Source organism: Sporofaciens sp. St.21A7 (assembly GCF_059728535.1).
Genome location: NZ_BAAGFN010000001.1, coordinates 4102750 through 4118667, shown reverse-complemented (window position 1 = coordinate 4118667; position 15918 = coordinate 4102750). Strand labels below are relative to the sequence as shown.

14 protein-coding genes are annotated in these 15918 nt (G+C 42.9%); all 14 read left to right on the top strand.

The window, feature by feature from the left end; genetic code table 11:
- Positions 1 to 11 precede the first annotated feature (11 nt).
- From AC6I3O_RS20310 to AC6I3O_RS20245, 14 genes are read left to right on the top strand one after another with little or no spacing between them, the layout of a single operon-like run.
- Complete coding sequence (locus AC6I3O_RS20310; RefSeq protein WP_497852440.1) at positions 12 to 1181, top strand: hypothetical protein; 1170 nt, start codon at positions 12 to 14, stop codon at positions 1179 to 1181.
- On the top strand, positions 1178 to 2320 hold the full coding sequence (locus AC6I3O_RS20305) for an ATP-grasp fold amidoligase family protein (RefSeq protein WP_497852439.1): 1143 nt from the start codon (positions 1178 to 1180) through the stop codon (positions 2318 to 2320). Before AC6I3O_RS20310 ends, AC6I3O_RS20305 begins: the two co-directional genes overlap by 4 nt.
- A gap of 42 nt (positions 2321 to 2362) precedes the next feature.
- Positions 2363 to 3406, top strand: a complete 1044-nt coding sequence (locus tag AC6I3O_RS20300; protein ID WP_497852438.1) for an FkbM family methyltransferase — start codon at positions 2363 to 2365, stop codon at positions 3404 to 3406.
- A gap of 17 nt (positions 3407 to 3423) precedes the next feature.
- A complete protein-coding gene (locus tag AC6I3O_RS20295) occupies positions 3424 to 4242 on the top strand; it encodes a hypothetical protein (protein WP_497852437.1) in 819 nt (272 codons plus the stop codon).
- Entirely contained in the window at positions 4239 to 5594 is a 1356-nt protein-coding gene (locus AC6I3O_RS20290) for a DUF4422 domain-containing protein (RefSeq protein WP_497852436.1), read from the top strand. The genes AC6I3O_RS20295 and AC6I3O_RS20290 overlap by 4 nt, the downstream gene beginning before the upstream one ends.
- 10 nt (positions 5595 to 5604) lie before the next feature.
- Positions 5605 to 6972 carry a glycosyltransferase gene (locus tag AC6I3O_RS20285; RefSeq protein WP_497852435.1) on the top strand — a complete coding sequence of 456 codons (1368 nt, stop codon included), beginning with the start codon at positions 5605 to 5607 and terminating at the stop codon, positions 6970 to 6972.
- Between the two features lie 26 nt (positions 6973 to 6998).
- A complete protein-coding gene (locus AC6I3O_RS20280) occupies positions 6999 to 8231 on the top strand; it encodes a glycosyltransferase family 8 protein (RefSeq protein ID WP_497852434.1) in 1233 nt (410 codons plus the stop codon).
- Positions 8224 to 9666 carry a glycosyltransferase family 2 protein gene (locus tag AC6I3O_RS20275; protein ID WP_497852433.1) on the top strand — a complete coding sequence of 481 codons (1443 nt, stop codon included), beginning with the start codon at positions 8224 to 8226 and terminating at the stop codon, positions 9664 to 9666. Before AC6I3O_RS20280 ends, AC6I3O_RS20275 begins: the two co-directional genes overlap by 8 nt.
- A complete protein-coding gene (locus AC6I3O_RS20270) occupies positions 9663 to 10745 on the top strand; it encodes a DUF4422 domain-containing protein (protein WP_497852432.1) in 1083 nt (360 codons plus the stop codon). The genes AC6I3O_RS20275 and AC6I3O_RS20270 overlap by 4 nt, the downstream gene beginning before the upstream one ends.
- A gap of 8 nt (positions 10746 to 10753) precedes the next feature.
- Positions 10754 to 11728 carry a UDP-glucose 4-epimerase GalE gene (gene galE / locus AC6I3O_RS20265; protein WP_497852431.1) on the top strand — a complete coding sequence of 325 codons (975 nt, stop codon included), beginning with the start codon at positions 10754 to 10756 and terminating at the stop codon, positions 11726 to 11728.
- A gap of 13 nt (positions 11729 to 11741) precedes the next feature.
- Positions 11742 to 12833: a UDP-galactopyranose mutase gene (gene glf, locus AC6I3O_RS20260; protein WP_497852430.1), complete on the top strand. Its 1092-nt coding sequence runs from the start codon at positions 11742 to 11744 to the stop codon at positions 12831 to 12833.
- Positions 12830 to 14173 (top strand): UDP-glucose dehydrogenase family protein, encoded by a 1344-nt coding sequence (locus tag AC6I3O_RS20255; protein WP_497852429.1) that lies wholly within the window; start codon positions 12830 to 12832, stop codon positions 14171 to 14173. The genes glf and AC6I3O_RS20255 overlap by 4 nt, the downstream gene beginning before the upstream one ends.
- A gap of 39 nt (positions 14174 to 14212) precedes the next feature.
- Positions 14213 to 15172 carry a UDP-glucuronic acid decarboxylase family protein gene (locus tag AC6I3O_RS20250; RefSeq protein WP_497852428.1) on the top strand — a complete coding sequence of 320 codons (960 nt, stop codon included), beginning with the start codon at positions 14213 to 14215 and terminating at the stop codon, positions 15170 to 15172.
- Complete coding sequence (locus AC6I3O_RS20245) at positions 15169 to 15831, top strand: ribulose-phosphate 3-epimerase (protein ID WP_497852427.1); 663 nt, start codon at positions 15169 to 15171, stop codon at positions 15829 to 15831. The genes AC6I3O_RS20250 and AC6I3O_RS20245 overlap by 4 nt, the downstream gene beginning before the upstream one ends.
- Positions 15832 to 15918: the final 87 nt, after the last annotated feature.

Here is a 15918-nt window from a genome sequence, read left to right as displayed (position 1 = left end):
AGAGATTTGTTATGGCTGCTGCGGTCATAGAAAATATACTGTATTTTTCAGACCGTTTTAGCAATGGATTGTATCAGTTGGATCTGGATAATGGAGAATGTACATTTATAGACTACTTTTATGATGAAGAAGAGAAAGCATGGTTATATTTTCAGGCATATATATGGGGAAAGAAGATATATTTTATACCCTATCTTGCAGAAAATATTGCATGTTTTGACATAAAATCACAAGAGATTACTTATATCGAACTTCCTAAAGAGGGAACCGTGATTCATGGAGTAGATGGAATTTTTGCAGAAAAGTTCTGTTGCCAGAAGAATGAAAATATTTTATGGATGATGCCGGTTGGATATAATTTGTTTTTAAAACTAGATTTATCCAATGGGCAATTGAGTAAGGTTGAATTGCCAGAGCGTTTAGTATTTACAGAAGGAATATTAAATTGGAGAACCAGCTCTTTATATGGGACAGAAATGATATTCCAACCTTGGGCTGGAACGATACAAGTACGTTACGATATTGTATCTGGTATTTTTAGATTAGAAGAATTAGAAGGAGGAACGCGAAGATTTAGAAGCTGTTTGAAATATAGAGATTATGAGATATATGTGCCATGGAAATTGAAAAATGGACTTCTGATAAATAATGTAGTATATAAAAAAAGGGAAATACTTTCGTTCAAGTTTAATGTTATGAACGACACTTGCGCCGTATCATTTCTAAATGAAAATAAAATATACTTAATTCCACAAATTGGACAAACTATAATTGTAGTAAATATTACAGATTTTAGTATGGAATACATTGATTTGAATGAAATATTTAACCGAAGTGAAACTTCTTGGGAATGGCTTGATATGATAAAAGAAGAACACAGTTATTATGTTTTCTCTAATGCTATTTCAGACATATTAGCGATAGACAGACTCAACGGTAATATAAAATTAATTAAAGTCGGAAAAGAAAGTGATAAGTCAAAAAATAGACGTTTTAGAAGATGCATAGAGAACATGAATCAAAAGGCTTTTCAAGAAAAGCGGGAATGGATTTTAGTCGATGAAAAAGACGGATTAGAACAATTAATCGTGCAAGCTGAAAGATACTCGAAAGACAGAAGGACTGAATTTTGTAGTTGTGGAAAAAGGATATATGAAAAATTGAAAGGCGAATTGAGTTGAAGACGATAATTTATGGAGCAGGAAATATTGCAAGACAAATGTTAGCAAATTCTATACTTAGAAAAGAAAATATATATGGGATTGCAGTGACGCATAGGGAAAACAATCCGGAAATGTTGTGGGAATTTCCAGTTAAATCAATAGAAGATTATCAATGCGTCTGTAAGGATGTGAGAGTTATATTAGGACTGTCGGAGAGCTACCATAAAGAAATTATAAAGCATCTGAAGATGTTGGGATTTGAACGGATTGAAAAGCGGAAAGCGTTGCCATTAAAATATTCTAATTTTATAGGCGTTGAAAAAAAGAAATTTATATCTGCCTGGTATTTTGCAAATACAGGAAAACGATTAGACTGGGAGAATTTATGTACATATAATGAAAAAATGCAGTGGATAAAACTCTACGATAATCCAGAGCAAAAAACTTTACTGACTGATAAATATAAAGTTAGAAAATATGTAAAGGATAAAATAGGAGAAAAATATTTAATTCCGCTATTAGGCGTATGGGATTGTTTTGACGATATCGATTTTAGAAGTCTGCCAGATCAGTTTGTATTAAAATGTAATCATGGATGCGGATGGAATCAGATCGTAGAGGATAAATGTACAATGGATCTCATAGAGACGAAGAATAAGTTTGACCAGTGGATGGCTACGAATTATACGGATATTGCAGGATTGGAACTCCAATATACCAACATAGATAGAAAAATTATTGCTGAAGAGTTTTTGATAGTACCTGGAGAAATGGATATCCCAGATTATAAAATATTTGTATTTGATGGTGAAGTGAAGCTGATTCAGACAGATTTTGGTCGGAGGGAGAAACATACGCAAGCATTATATTCGCCACAATGGGAATATTTGCCTTATTCATTGTTGTGTAAGACAGATCCGGATTCAGTCATTCCCAAACCAAGTTTTTTGGAAGAAATGATTGAAGTGGCAAAAAGATTGGCGGAGGGTTTTCGCCATGTGAGAGTAGATTTATATCAGGTAGATGGAAAGATATATTTTGGTGAAATGACGTTTACTCATTGCGGGGGCATTGGAAATTATTCCCCAGAAGAATTTGGTTATATTATGGGAGATTGGATGAAGCTTCCGGAGGACTATAAACATTATTTGTCTTAGATGTAGTTGGAATTTGTAGAGATGGAGTGAAAGGGAAGTATAATGGAGAATCAGTTGCAGTGGTTTGAAAAAATAGAGAACGTATATCGACATTTGCAAGATGAGGAATCAAGGGTGTTATTTAATGCAAGGTTTTATTTTTTTGAGAATAGGGAGGAGGATTTTTTTGATGTTGTGGGCAGTTATTATCATGACTGGAAGAATGTTGATGGCTTAGAGGACGCATCTATAGAAAAACCATTAGTAGTATGCGGTGGTGGGCATGATGGGAAAATTACCAAAAGGCTTCTAGGTTACTGGGGATATAGAGTCGTATGTTTTTATGACAAATATAAAAAGGGTACTATTGAGGGTTTAGAAATATTATCTGTTGAAGAAATAAAAGAAAAATACAAGGATTTAAAATTTATTGTTGCATCTAATAATTTTAAATATGAAATATTTCATGATTTAATTATGTGCGATGTAGACAAAGAAAGAATCATTATTCCTAAATATAGGTACATGTACTCAGTTCGGGGAAATCAATATTTTGATGTCTTTCCTTATCAAAAGGGAGAGGTATTTATTGATGCAGGCACATATGACGGGAAAACTATTTTAGATTTTATAAAATGGTCGGAATCTGATTATAATGAAGTAATCGCATTTGAACCTATACATGAAATGTACAAGAAGGTAGTTCGACAATTTTCTGATTTTCATAATATTAGTGTCCATAATTATGCAGTTTGGAATCAGGAAGATGAACTTTTATTTGTGGAGGCTGGGGTGGGTTCGCATCAGAACTGTAATGGGAATACAATAGTTAAGGCAGTGGATATAGATCGTATTGTAGGTGAAAAAAAGGTTTCTTTTATCAAAATGGATGTTGAAGGAAGTGAAATGAATGCGCTTATTGGCGCAAGTAAAACAATCAGGAGAGATCATCCAAGACTGGCTATATGCATCTATCATAAAGAGATAGATTTTATTAAATTAAGTTCCTATATCCTGCAATTATATCCAGAATATAAACTATATATTCGGCATTATACATCATATATATGGGAAACAGTGTTATATGCGATTGATGAGCAGGAATAACCGACAGGGAGGAAAATATGAAGCGACGCCGAGTGATAATTTTGAAACGGATGTTAATAGCGCTTGTCTTTTCAGCGGTCTTTTCAAAGGATTTGAAAGCAATGGATCAGGAGGAGTGGAAGAGTGAAGCGGAAGATACCGTTTCTATTGAGTTGCCCACAATAGAAGAGCCATCTCCGTTTGATTTTATTCTTGATCCTCAGAGACTGATTACTGAAACAGATGGGGCAAAATATGGTTCAAGTACGTTTGAAACAGGTGCGACACTTTTTTTTGAAAACGTAGATGGTGATTATGATTTTTCAAGCCGAAGCGATATGCTGACAATTACGAATAAGGGAACTGTTCCAGTAGAAGTAACTGTTACGGCATGGCTCGACCAGATAGATAATTTATGTATTGCGCAGAATGATTTTTTTGAGGATGAAGCGGCAAGTATCTATCTGGCTCTTGTTGATAGTTCAGGATATATACAGCCATTAGATGAAATTGGGAGGGCTTCTATTACAGAAGAGCTTCATGCTGTAAAGGGAAATGCATATGATGAGTATTCTTTTGGTTTTGTGGGGGCGTGTAATCCTAATGGTAATTGGATGGATCTTAATGTGCATCCTAAGATAACGGTGATTTGGCAGGTGACGCCTGTTGTAAACGAAGAGATAGTGCAAGAAAAGCAGAAAGAAGAAAACGAAGAGCAGGAAGAACAAAAGGAAGCACAGGAAAAGCAACAGGAAACGAAGGAAGAGCAGGAAGAACGAAAGGAGACACAGGAAGATAGAGCAGAAATACAAAAAAAGCAAGAAGAGCCAGTGAAGGACGAGAGGATAAATGAATGAAATCCAGGATAAGCTCAACATTAAAAAATATATCCGGACAACTTCTGATTTACGGAGCGCACCTTGTCGCCCTTGAGTGCTGCCGCATCCTGGTGGACAACGGGAAAGGAAGCCAGATTGTTGGATTTGCTGTCACGGAAAAGAAGGGAAATCCTGAGCAGTTGGAAGGATATCCTGTAAAAGAGATTGACGCATATATAGGCCAATGCGACGAGCTGACGGTAATTATTGCAATGCCGGGAAAATTCCATAGCACAGTGGCAGGGTATGCAAAAGAGAAGGGATTCAGGAAATTTATCAGAGTGGGACTGGAAGAGATGTCCGCACTAAAAAGCCGGCGGATGATTTCCGAGTGTCGGAATCATCCCGAGCTAACATTCCATCTGAAAGAAAACGACCATGATATCAGTTGGATGGATATCATGGTTGATGCAATACCATCGCATATATATTTCAAGTTTCCAACCCTTTTTTATAAAAATACAAAGGATATTTTCCGCGCAGTATCAAACTGTGATTTTGCAAAGGAATATCAAGAAACTCTGGGACAATATCGAAATCTTCATAAAATCCCAGGAGAATGGACCGAAGGGGCGGAACCGCTTGCGGATCTCATGCAAGTGTACATGATATTCAGTGAGAATGACAGCGCATCGTTATCCATGAGAGGATATAATCCCTGGATTGTCCCGTTACATGCGGGCAGAAGGAAAGAAAAAGACGCCGCAAATTTCATGTCTTCGCAAGAAGAAAGAAGAGATTTAAAGAGAGTGTTTCAGTGTTTTTACGATGATATGGGGGAAACGATTACGGATCAAAATCGTATTTTTGCAGAAATGACCGGAGCGTACTGGATTTGGAAGAACAGGAATCATGCGGCATACAAAGGCTTATGCCATTATAGAAGGCATTTTATCATATCGGAAGAGGAAATACGGGCGTTGGAACAGAGCAGAATTGACGCTATTCTGACTACACCGAGATATGTCCCATATGGAGTGGGAAATATGTTCCTTGCCGAAACGCCTGTGAAGAAAGGCGTATACGAATCCATGTTACAGGCTGTAAGGGAATGTGCGCCGGAAGATGCGCTAAGATTCCAGATATACTTAGACAGTTGTTTTTATTACCCCAATAATATGGTGATTGCCAGAAACGATATTTATAATGCATACTGCGAATGGGTCTTTAAAATCCTGTTCCGAATGTCGGAGATTGAAACTCAAAAAGGGAATGTGCAAACGGAGGACAGGCGGATTGCTTATGCGGCTGAACTATTAACATCATTCTATTTTGCAAAAAATAAAGATATCTACCGGATTGCGGTTACGGATTACCAATTTTATACATAGGGAGGATTGTATGGCAAAAGTATCGGTTATCATACCAGTGTTAAATGGAGCAGAATACATTAGGGAATGTATGGACAGCATTGTAGGACAGACGATTTCAGATATTGAAATCATACCCGTTGATGCGGGGTCCACAGACGGAACGCTGGAGATTCTGAAAGAATATGCAAAAAAGGACGCCAGGATAAAACTATTGACCGCCGACAAAAAAAGTATGGGATATCAATATAACGTAGGAATAGCAGCGGCAGAAGGCGAATATGTGGGATTCTGTGAATCGGATGATTATATTTCCGAAACAATGTATGAAAAATTAGCCCGTATTGCGGAAAAGGAAGACCTGGATTATATAAGGTCAGACTTCGATATGTTTATAGATAAAGATGAGCGTATTTTTTTAAACTACCACATTCTTGCAGGAAACAGAAATGCGCTTTATGGAAAGATAATCAAGCCGACGGATTATCCGGATATCCTTTACCGTGACGTCAATATGTGGAATGGAATATATAAAAGGGAATTCATTGAAAGGCATGCAATTAAGCTGAATGAGACATCGGGGGCTGCTTTTCAGGATACGGGGTTTGTGATGCAGACATTTCTTGCGGCAAAACGCGCTATGTATGTACATGTAGATGCGAATAAGTACAGGAGAGACAATATTGGTTCATCCGTTTATAACCTGAAAGGTGTTGTGAATGTGGTACAGGAAGCGGAGTATTCAGAAGAATATCTGTCAAGCCTCAAGGTAACAGACGGGAATGTCTGCGCCGTCATATTTAAGCGATTCTGCTCTATATTTTTTGGATTCTATGGGAAACTGCCAGAGAAGGGGCAGTTTACGGAGGATATAGAGCGTGCTGTAAACAAATTTAAAAAATTAGCGGAGATGGTTTATCCCAGGCTTCCTTATTATTCGGAATCATTTGAGGGGATTGGGAATTCATTAAGTCTGAACATCCTGTTCAAAGACCTGGATGCGTTTGATGCGTTGAGAAAGCAGATTGAAGAGATTGAACGAGATTGCCGCCATAGATTCTATCAGCATATTGTAGGTTATCCAAGAGCCGTTATCTTTGGTGCGGGCGAGGTAGGGACATCTCTGTATGCTCTGCTTCGTAAGAATGATTATGAAGGAGTGGCGTGCTTCAGTGACAATGACGCAGCAAAATGGGGGAAGTATTTAATGGGCAAAGAAGTTATAGCCCCTGATAGGCTGGATGATTTGAACGACGGAAAAACAGTTTTTATTATAGCAATGACATCGAATATAGAGACAGTCAGGGAACAACTAATTGCTATGAATGTGGGTAGAGAGAATATCTGTAAAGCTATTGCTATTATTCCCCATAATGCCATGGAAGTAGATATCCGGTAAAAGGTGATGGAAGGAGAGAAGATAAAATGAATGATGAAAGAAAAGTAATTCCGATAGTTTTTTCTACGAATAATAAGTATGCGCTTTATTGTTACCTAGCCATATATTCTTTGTTGAAACATGCGGATAAAAATAATTATTATGATATCCGTGTCTTTATGGTGGATCTTTCGCCGGAAAACATCCAATTTTTAGAAGAACTTAAAAACGAGTATGCGTCTGTTACCTGCATGGATATCCTGCCATATGTAAAGGATGCGGATCTGCGGGAACTTTCTTTTTTCTCTGTAGAAACGTTTTATCGATTATTTTTAAGCGAAATATTACAGGAATATAAAAAATGTATATATTTAGATTCTGATATGCTCATTTTGGGAGATATCTCTTTGCTTTTTGATGTAGAGATGAATGGTCATCCAATAGCAGCAGTGCATGATGTGGTTTGTTCTTATTTAGATCATCATGCAAAAGAATTAGGCATGGATATTAGAAATATGTTTAATGCAGGTGTAATGGTGATTGATACATCAGAATATAAGAAGTGTAATATTAAAGATTTCGGACTCAATGCGCTATCAGAGGATTATAAAAATAAGACACGAAAATACATATTTCCGGATCAGGATGTGCTGAATCTTGCCGCATACGGAAATGTGGAGTTCATAGACGACCGTTGGAACTTCCAGTGGGAATTTATCTGGCGGTTAGACGGCATCTACGACGGATACCGGCAAAAGTATGAGCAGACCTCCAAAGACCCATGGATCATCCATTACGCAGGGGACCGGAAGCCCTGGTCATACCCCTCCCTCCCTTTTGCAGACTATTTCTGGGATATGGTTTTAGAAACGGGAATTACAAAAAAAGTGGTAGAGAACAGCATCCGGATTGAGCGGGAAAACAAAGAACGTCTAAGCTGTTTCCGGGGGTTCCGTTTTCCCTATGAGTGGGTGGAAACGGAAAGCAGGGTAGTCATCTATGGCGCAGGAAATGTAGGACAGGATTTTGTAAAACAGTTGGACAACACCCTCTATGCCAGACTTGCCCTATGGGTGGACATGCGGTATGAGGAGAAGCCGGAAGACTGGAATGTGGAGCATCCGGAACAATTAGCAGCGCGTGGGGAAGAGTTTGACCATGTAATTATCGCAATCGATGATGAGAAAATCGCATCACAGGCAGCAGAATATCTGAGACAGTTGGGGATTCCCAAAGATAAACTGATCTGGCAGAACTTCCGCAGGTGCGATTATGAGTAGAACCTATGGTGTGACTATGGATGAAATAAAAGTATCGGTCATTGTGCCGGTTTATAATGGGGAAATATATCTGGAAGAATGCATGGAAAGCATTCTTTCCCAGTCCTACCAGAACATAGAAGTAATATTCGTAGACGACGGTTCAACGGATCGGAGCGCAGAACGGATACAATCTTTCCAGGAACGGGACCATAGAGTGGAATTGATACGGCAGACGAACCAGTATGCCGGGATTGCAAGAAACCGTGGCTTTGATGCGGCAACAGGGGAGTATGTCATATTTCTGGATGCGGATGATTATTTTGATTCGTCCCTGGTTGAGAAAATGGTGTCAGCCATGCAGAGAAACCATGCGGACATCGCCATCTGTAAGAGCCGCGGCTTTGATGAGAAGGCGAAGAAGGAGCATCAGTTAGCGGGAGCTTTAAATTTAGAGTTACTGCCAGAAAAAGAAGTATTTTCAAAGGAAGATGTCCCGGAGTATATTTTCCAACTGACCGCGGGATGGGCGTGGGATAAGATGTACCGCGCCGGGTTTATCCGTGAGAAGAACCTGCGGTTTCAAGGGACGCGGGTCGCGAATGACGAGCTGTTCGTAGACCTATCATTAGGTGAGGCAGAAGCAATCGTCGCCGTGAGAGACGAGTTGGTAATCCATAGAACCAATGTGATTACATCCATTGAATATACGCGGGAGAGGTTCTGGCATTGTGGTTACGAGATGCTTGCCGAGGAGAAAAAAGAGCTGGAAAGCCGGGGATTGTTTCCGATGCTTAAAAGGAGTTTTGTAAACCGAGCCGCCAAGTATATTACCTGGAATGTTTGTTCTATCACAACTGCGGAATATTTTTCAGAATATTATTCTTTTTTGACGGAAAGAGCCATAGAGGAGTTGGAAATCGTGGGGTATCCGTCAGAATATTATGATGATCCATTTGTGTGCGAGACGCTTCATAGAATAGAGAAACTTAGTGAGATCGAATTTTTGTGTACCCGTATCCGGGAATTAAATCAGACAGTAGCGGAGAGGGATTTGTATGTACAGGAGCTTCTTTCAGACATGGGGTGTCTGCAAGAACGTATGCGGTGGATGAAAGAAGGTAAGCGGTGGATATTTCCGGACTCCCTTATGCCTGACGGTGCGCGAGTTGTCATCTACGGGTTCGGGGACGTGGGCAGCGATTGGTTTGAGGATATCCAAAGGAGCGGGCGCATGAAACTTGTCATGGTTGTGGATAAAAATTATGACAGGTTTGAGACGGATGCCGTCAAGATTCACCCAGTAGAGGACGTCGATGGAGCAGAGTATGACTATATCCTGATTGCCGTAAATGAAAAAGAAACTGCGGATGAAATCAGAGGGGTATTAACCGAGCGCAAAATTGCGCCGGAAAAAATCCTGTGGTTTGATCCTTCGGAAAGAGGGACAAAATGAGAGGTTATATTTTCGGAGCAAAGTCTATAGCCATCAGCACATACAGAGCGGTGCGGGCTTTGCATAGGGATTTTTATATAGAAGGTTTCCTGGTGACTTCGTTAGAGAATAACCCTCATGAGATAGACGGTCTTCCGGTCAAAGAGGTTAAGACGGCGGCGCAGCGAATGACGGAGCAGGATAAACGCAGGGTCAGGGTTTGGATTGCCGTGCCGGACGATGTGCAAAGTCAGGCAAAGGAACTTCTGAGAAGGTATGGATTCATGGACTTTGTCCCGGTTGACGCCTGTATGGAATCAAGACTGCTGGAACAGTATTATGGACAGCGAGGAATATTCTCATCTATCCATGAACTCCAAAGTGGCGAGGAGATGCCGGGAATTTCCGTTTATGCGGCTAAATTTTGCAGGGATAAAAAGCTGTCGGTTCCGCCTGTGTTTCCGGACTATGTACGGTCAATCCTGCTGGGATGCAGCGGGAATCCGTCAAAGAGCCTGGCGGAGGGCGTGGACTTCTGTGACAATGCGGGGGAGCACATTTCCGAAAAGAATCCGAACTATTGTGAGATGACGGCGTTTTACTGGATATGGAAAAATGCATTGAAGAACCCGGAAGATTATGTGGGCGTATACCATTACCGCAGGTCGTTGGATATATCGGAAAATGACCTGAAAGGGATGGAGAAGAACGGCGTTGACGTCGTACTGCCGTATCCGCTGATTCATCTGCCGGATATTCGGGAGCACCATACAAGATATGTTAAGGAGGAAGACTGGGAGGCGGCTCTTGCCGCGCTGCAGGAAATCCATCCGGAGTATGCCGATCGGTATGAAGAGATATTTTCTCAGCCGTATTTTTATAACTATAATCTAATCCTGGCGAAGGAGCGAGTGTTTGCGGACTATTGTGCATGGCTGTTCCCGGTTCTATTCAGGACGGAGGAGCTGTCAAAACCCAAGGGCAAAGAGCGGCGGGACCGGTATCTTGCTTATATGAGCGAGAGCCTGTTTACGTTCTATTTTTTATACCATCAGAATGATTTGAATATCCGGCATACAGGACGGCGGATGTTTGTATAGGAGGTTTCATGGCTATTTTGGTTTGCGGGGGAGCCGGGTATATCGGTTCCCATGTCAATAAATTTTTGAATCGGAAAGGATATGAGACGGTTGTGTTTGATAATCTCGTCTATGGACATCGGGAAGCGGTAAAGTGGGGGACGTTTGTAAAGGGGGATCTCTCCAGCGAAGAAGATATCGAGTCCGTATTCCAACAGCATGAGATTGACGCAGTATTCCATTTTGCGGCGTATGCGTATGTAGGCGAGTCAGTGGAACAGCCGGAGAAATACTATTATAACAATGTCGCAAATACGCTGAACCTTTTGAAGGTCATGAGGAAATATGGATGCGCAAAGATTATTTTTTCCTCTACCTGCGCCACATATGGGGAACCGGAGGCGGTTCCGATTACCGAAGAACAGAGGCAGGACCCAATCAACCCATACGGGGCGTCGAAGCTGATGGTGGAGCGGATTTTCCGGGATTATGACAAAGCCTATGGACTAAGATTTGCTGCGCTTCGCTATTTTAATGCGGCCGGGGCGGATCCGGAGGGCGAGATTGGGGAGAGCCATAGTCCGGAGACGCACCTGATTCCTCTGGTGTTGGATGCAGCAGCGGGCAGGAGGAAGGACGTCAAAGTGTTTGGGACGGACTATGAAACGCCGGACGGAAGCTGTGTCCGTGATTATATTCATGTGATGGATTTGGCAAAGGCGCATTATTTAGCGTTGGAATATCTAAAGCGCCAAGGAAAGAGCGGCTTTTTTAATCTGGGAAATGAACGTGGGACGAGTGTAATTGAGGTGATACAGGCGGTAAAGAACGTGACGGGAAGAGAATTTGCGGTGATGTATGAAGACCGGCGACCCGGCGACCCGGCGATTCTGGTTGGAGGCTGCGGGAAGGCCAAACGTGTCCTTGGGTGGGAACCGGTGTATCCGGAGATTGAACAGATTGTTGCACATGCCTGGAATTGGAGTCAGAATGCGCAATTTTAAGGGAGGAGAAAATATGTATGACTATCTGATTGTGGGCGCAGGATTGTACGGCGCAGTTTTTGCACAGCAGAAGACGGAACAGGGATTCCGATGCCTGGTGATTGACCGGAGGAATCACATTGCCGGGAATATTTATTCTGAAAAAGTGGAGGGGATTGAAGTCCACCGATACGGTCCCCATATTTTCCATACTGCAAATGAAAAGGTGTGGAATTACGTCAACCGGTTTGCCAGCTTTAATCATTTCGTCTATTCACCTATAGCGAACTTCCGCGGCGAATTATACAATCTGCCGTTTAATATGAATACGTTTGTTAAGATGTGGGGGATACGAACTCCCGAAGAGGCGCAGGAGATGATTCAAAGGCAGGTTGCAGAAGCAGGGATTTTGAATCCAAAGAACCTGGAGGAGCAGGCGATTTCGCTGGTTGGGACGGACATTTACGAAAAGCTTATCAAAGGCTATACAAAGAAGCAGTGGGGGCGTTCGTGCAGGGAGCTTCCGGTTTCCATTATTAAACGTCTTCCGGTACGTCTGACATTTGACAATAATTATTTCAACCATCCATACCAGGGAATCCCCAAGGGTGGTTATACGGAAATGGTGAGTAGAATGCTGGACGGCATTGAGGTAAGGCTTGGGATTGATTTCCTGGAGCAAAAAAAGGAGCTTGTAAAGCTGGCAGAAAAAATTGTGTATACAGGCATGGTTGACGCATATTTTGATTACCGGTTCGGGGAATTACAGTACCGGAGCCTGCGGTTTGAAACCGAAACTCTGGAAACGGAGAACTACCAGGGGGCAGCGGGCATGAACTATACGGATGATGCAGTTCCCTACACACGGATCATAGAGCACAAACATTTTACCTTTGGAGAGGGCAATCCGGGGAAGACAGTGGTTACGAAGGAATATCCCCAGGTGTGGGAGCCTGGAATGGAGGCTTATTATCCAATCGGGGATGACGTAAACCATGCATTATACCAAAAGTATAAAGAACTGGCAGAAAAAGAAGAGAATTTACAATTTGGCGGCCGGCTTGGGACATATCGATACATGGATATGGATCAGACGGTTGCGCAGGCAATGGAGGATGCAAGATGAGAGTGACAGTGGTGGGAACCGGCTATGTAGGGCTTGTGACCGGAACCTGTTTTGCGGAAATGGGAAATAATGTCTGGTGCGTAGATGTGGACAGGGAAAAGATTGAGAACCTGAAGAAGGGGATTGTTCCGATTTATGAGCCTGGGCTTACGGAGAAGGTTCATAAGAATTATGGGATGAAAAGCCTGCATTTCACAACGGACATCAGAGAGGCCTTAGAAGTCAGTGAGATCTGCTTTATCGCAGTTGGAACCCCTATGGGGGAGGATGGAAGCGCAGACCTGAGGTATGTGCTCTCTGTGGCGGAAAGTATTGGCAGGAACATGGAGAGGCGTATGTACATTGTGGACAAGTCTACGGTGCCGGTTGGGACGGCAGGTTTAGTCCGCCAGACAATCCAGGAAGAGCTTGACAGAAGGGGAAGCAGCCTGACCTTTGAGGTAATCTCCAACCCTGAATTTTTGAAGGAAGGAAATGCCGTTGCGGACTGTATGAAGCCGGATCGGATTGTGATAGGCGTGGACAGTGAGGATGCGGCAGATGTGATGCGGGAGCTGTATAAGCCCTATGTGATGAATACTGAGAGTTTTATTCTGATGGATACGGCAAGCGCAGAGATGACGAAGTATGCCGCCAATTCTATGCTTGCCACGAAGATCTCTTTTATCAATGAGATATCGAACATTTGCGAGAGGGTCGGGGCTGACGTGAATAAAGTCCGCCGGGGGATTGGAAGCGATCACCGAATTGGGTTTTCATTCATTTACCCGGGGTGCGGGTATGGGGGGAGCTGTTTCCCGAAAGATGTAAAAGCCTTGATTAAGACTGCAGGGGAGCAAGGGTATCATTCCAGGCTCTTGCAGTCGGTGGAGGATGTGAACAATGACCAGAAGAATGTGATTGTGGAGAAAGTGATAGGACGGTTTGGGGAGGAGCTTTCCGGCAGGACATTCGCTGTGTGGGGACTTGCATTTAAGCCTGACACAGACGATATGCGGGAATCGGCTGCGATATCTATCATTGACAGGCTGACCCGGGCAGGGGCAAAGGTGAAAGCCTATGACCCTAAGGCGGTAGAGGAGGCGAAAGGGTTTTATCTGAAAGACAATGTGGGGGTCAGTTATTGTGACAGCAAATATGAAGCGCTGAAGGATTCGGACGCATTGATTCTGATAACGGAATGGAAGGAGTTCAGAAGCCCGGATTTCTATGAAATTAAGAAACTGCTGCGGACGCCGGTGATTTTTGACGGAAGGAACCAATATGAACCCCGGAACGTCAAAAAATATGGGCTGGACTATTATCAGATTGGAGTAAGACCTGTTTTGCAGGAGAAATAGACAGATGGAATGGAGCTTAGGAAGGGGAGGAATGGGCATATGAAACGGATATTGGTAACAGGCGGCGCCGGGTTTATCGGCTCTCATTTATGTAAGAGGCTGGTAGAAGAAGGAAATGAGGTAATCTGCGCCGATAACCTTTTTACGGGGACTAAGCGGAACATCATGAAGCTTTTGGATTATGATAATTTTGAGTTTCTGCGGCATGATATTACGAAAGAATTGTTTGTGGAAGTGGATCAGATCTATAACCTGGCGTGTCCGGCAAGTCCGGTTCACTACCAATATGATCCCATTAAGACGCTCAAGACGTCTGTGGTTGGAGCCATTCATATGCTGGGATTGGCAAAACGGGTGCATGGGCGCATCCTGCAGGCAAGTACCAGCGAGGTTTACGGAAACCCGGAGGTTCATCCACAGCCGGAATCCTATTGGGGCAGTGTGAATCCAATCGGGATTCGTTCTTGTTATGACGAAGGGAAACGTGGGGCGGAGACATTATTTTTCGATTATCACAGGCAGCATGGCGTGGATATCAAGGTGGTCCGTATTTTTAATACATATGGTCCCAATATGGATCGAGAGGACGGCAGGGTTGTCTCGAACTTTATCGTCCAGGCGTTAAAGGGGCAGGATATTACCGTATATGGGGATGGGAATCAGACAAGAAGTTTCTGTTATGTGGACGACCTTGTGGAAGGCATGTATCGAATGATGAACAGCGAAGAGGGATTCCCAGGCCCCGTGAATTTGGGGAATCCCGGTGAATTTACGGTGAAAGAATTGGCGGAAAAGATTATCTGCCTGACGGGAAGTAAATCTAAAATCAGATATCAGCCTCTTCCCCAGGATGATCCGGTTAGGAGGAAGCCGGTGATAGAGCTTGCGGAAAGGAAACTGGACTGGAAACCGTCGGTTCCGCTGGAAGAAGGGCTGGAGAAGACGATAGCATATTTCAGTGCTGAATTAGAAAGAACGGATGGAGAAAGCAGGAGATGAGTTTTGAGCTGATGGCGTCTATGATGTGCGCGGATTATGGGAATTTGGAGAAAGAAGTGAAGTCGCTGGAGGAGGGAGGGATTGATTCCTTCCATATAGATATCATGGATGGAAGATATGTGCCGAACTTCGCCATGTCGCTGAACGATATGCGCTACATAGCACAAGCCACGAAGAAACCGTTGGATGTGCATCTGATGATAGAGCACCCCAACAACCGGATTCATTTGTTTCTGAACCACCTGCGTCCAGGGGATACGGTGTATATCCATCCGGAGGCGGAATACCATCCGTCAACTACTTTGCAGAGTATTATCAATGCGGGGATGGTGCCAGGGATAGCGGTGAACCCTGGGACGTCGGTGGAGACGGTGATGGAGATGCTGAGGATTGTGAAGAAGGTGCTGGTGATGTCGGTGAACCCCGGGAATGCGGGGCAGATGTATCTGCCGTATGTGGGGAAGAAGATTACGAAGCTCTTGTCCATGAAAGAGGATATGGATTTCGAGATTTACTGGGACGGAGCGTGCAGTGCGGAGAAGATTATGGAGTTTGCGCCGAAAGGCGTCCGGGGATTCGTGCTGGGGACGACGCTGTTATTTGGGAAGGGGCAGGCTTATGGGGAGACGCTTGGGAATATTCGGGAGTTGAAGTTTTAGGAATATAGCTTGGCTTGAAGTCTCATAGTTTGGTTGGAACACCTTTAATTGTGGGTATCGTGAAAGTCAGAGTTATCAAAAATTAGT

Excerpts from the sequence above, each read along its gene's own strand:
- AC6I3O_RS20295 (WP_497852437.1), top strand. The coding sequence starts at position 3,424 with ATGAAGCGACGCCGAGTGATAATTTTGAAACGGATGTTAATAGCGCTT.
- AC6I3O_RS20270 (WP_497852432.1), top strand. The coding sequence starts at position 9,663 with ATGAGAGGTTATATTTTCGGAGCAAAGTCTATAGCCATCAGCACATAC.
- AC6I3O_RS20280 (WP_497852434.1), top strand. The coding sequence starts at position 6,999 with ATGAATGATGAAAGAAAAGTAATTCCGATAGTTTTTTCTACGAATAAT.
- AC6I3O_RS20245 (WP_497852427.1), top strand. The coding sequence starts at position 15,169 with ATGAGTTTTGAGCTGATGGCGTCTATGATGTGCGCGGATTATGGGAAT.
- AC6I3O_RS20250 (WP_497852428.1), top strand. The coding sequence starts at position 14,213 with ATGAAACGGATATTGGTAACAGGCGGCGCCGGGTTTATCGGCTCTCAT.
- AC6I3O_RS20255 (WP_497852429.1), top strand. The coding sequence starts at position 12,830 with ATGAGAGTGACAGTGGTGGGAACCGGCTATGTAGGGCTTGTGACCGGA.
- glf (WP_497852430.1), top strand. The coding sequence starts at position 11,742 with ATGTATGACTATCTGATTGTGGGCGCAGGATTGTACGGCGCAGTTTTT.
- AC6I3O_RS20275 (WP_497852433.1), top strand. The coding sequence starts at position 8,224 with ATGAGTAGAACCTATGGTGTGACTATGGATGAAATAAAAGTATCGGTC.
- AC6I3O_RS20310 (WP_497852440.1), top strand. The coding sequence starts at position 12 with ATGGCTGCTGCGGTCATAGAAAATATACTGTATTTTTCAGACCGTTTT.
- AC6I3O_RS20285 (WP_497852435.1), top strand. The coding sequence starts at position 5,605 with ATGGCAAAAGTATCGGTTATCATACCAGTGTTAAATGGAGCAGAATAC.
- galE (WP_497852431.1), top strand. The coding sequence starts at position 10,754 with ATGGCTATTTTGGTTTGCGGGGGAGCCGGGTATATCGGTTCCCATGTC.
- AC6I3O_RS20300 (WP_497852438.1), top strand. The coding sequence starts at position 2,363 with ATGGAGAATCAGTTGCAGTGGTTTGAAAAAATAGAGAACGTATATCGA.
- AC6I3O_RS20290 (WP_497852436.1), top strand. The coding sequence starts at position 4,239 with ATGAAATCCAGGATAAGCTCAACATTAAAAAATATATCCGGACAACTT.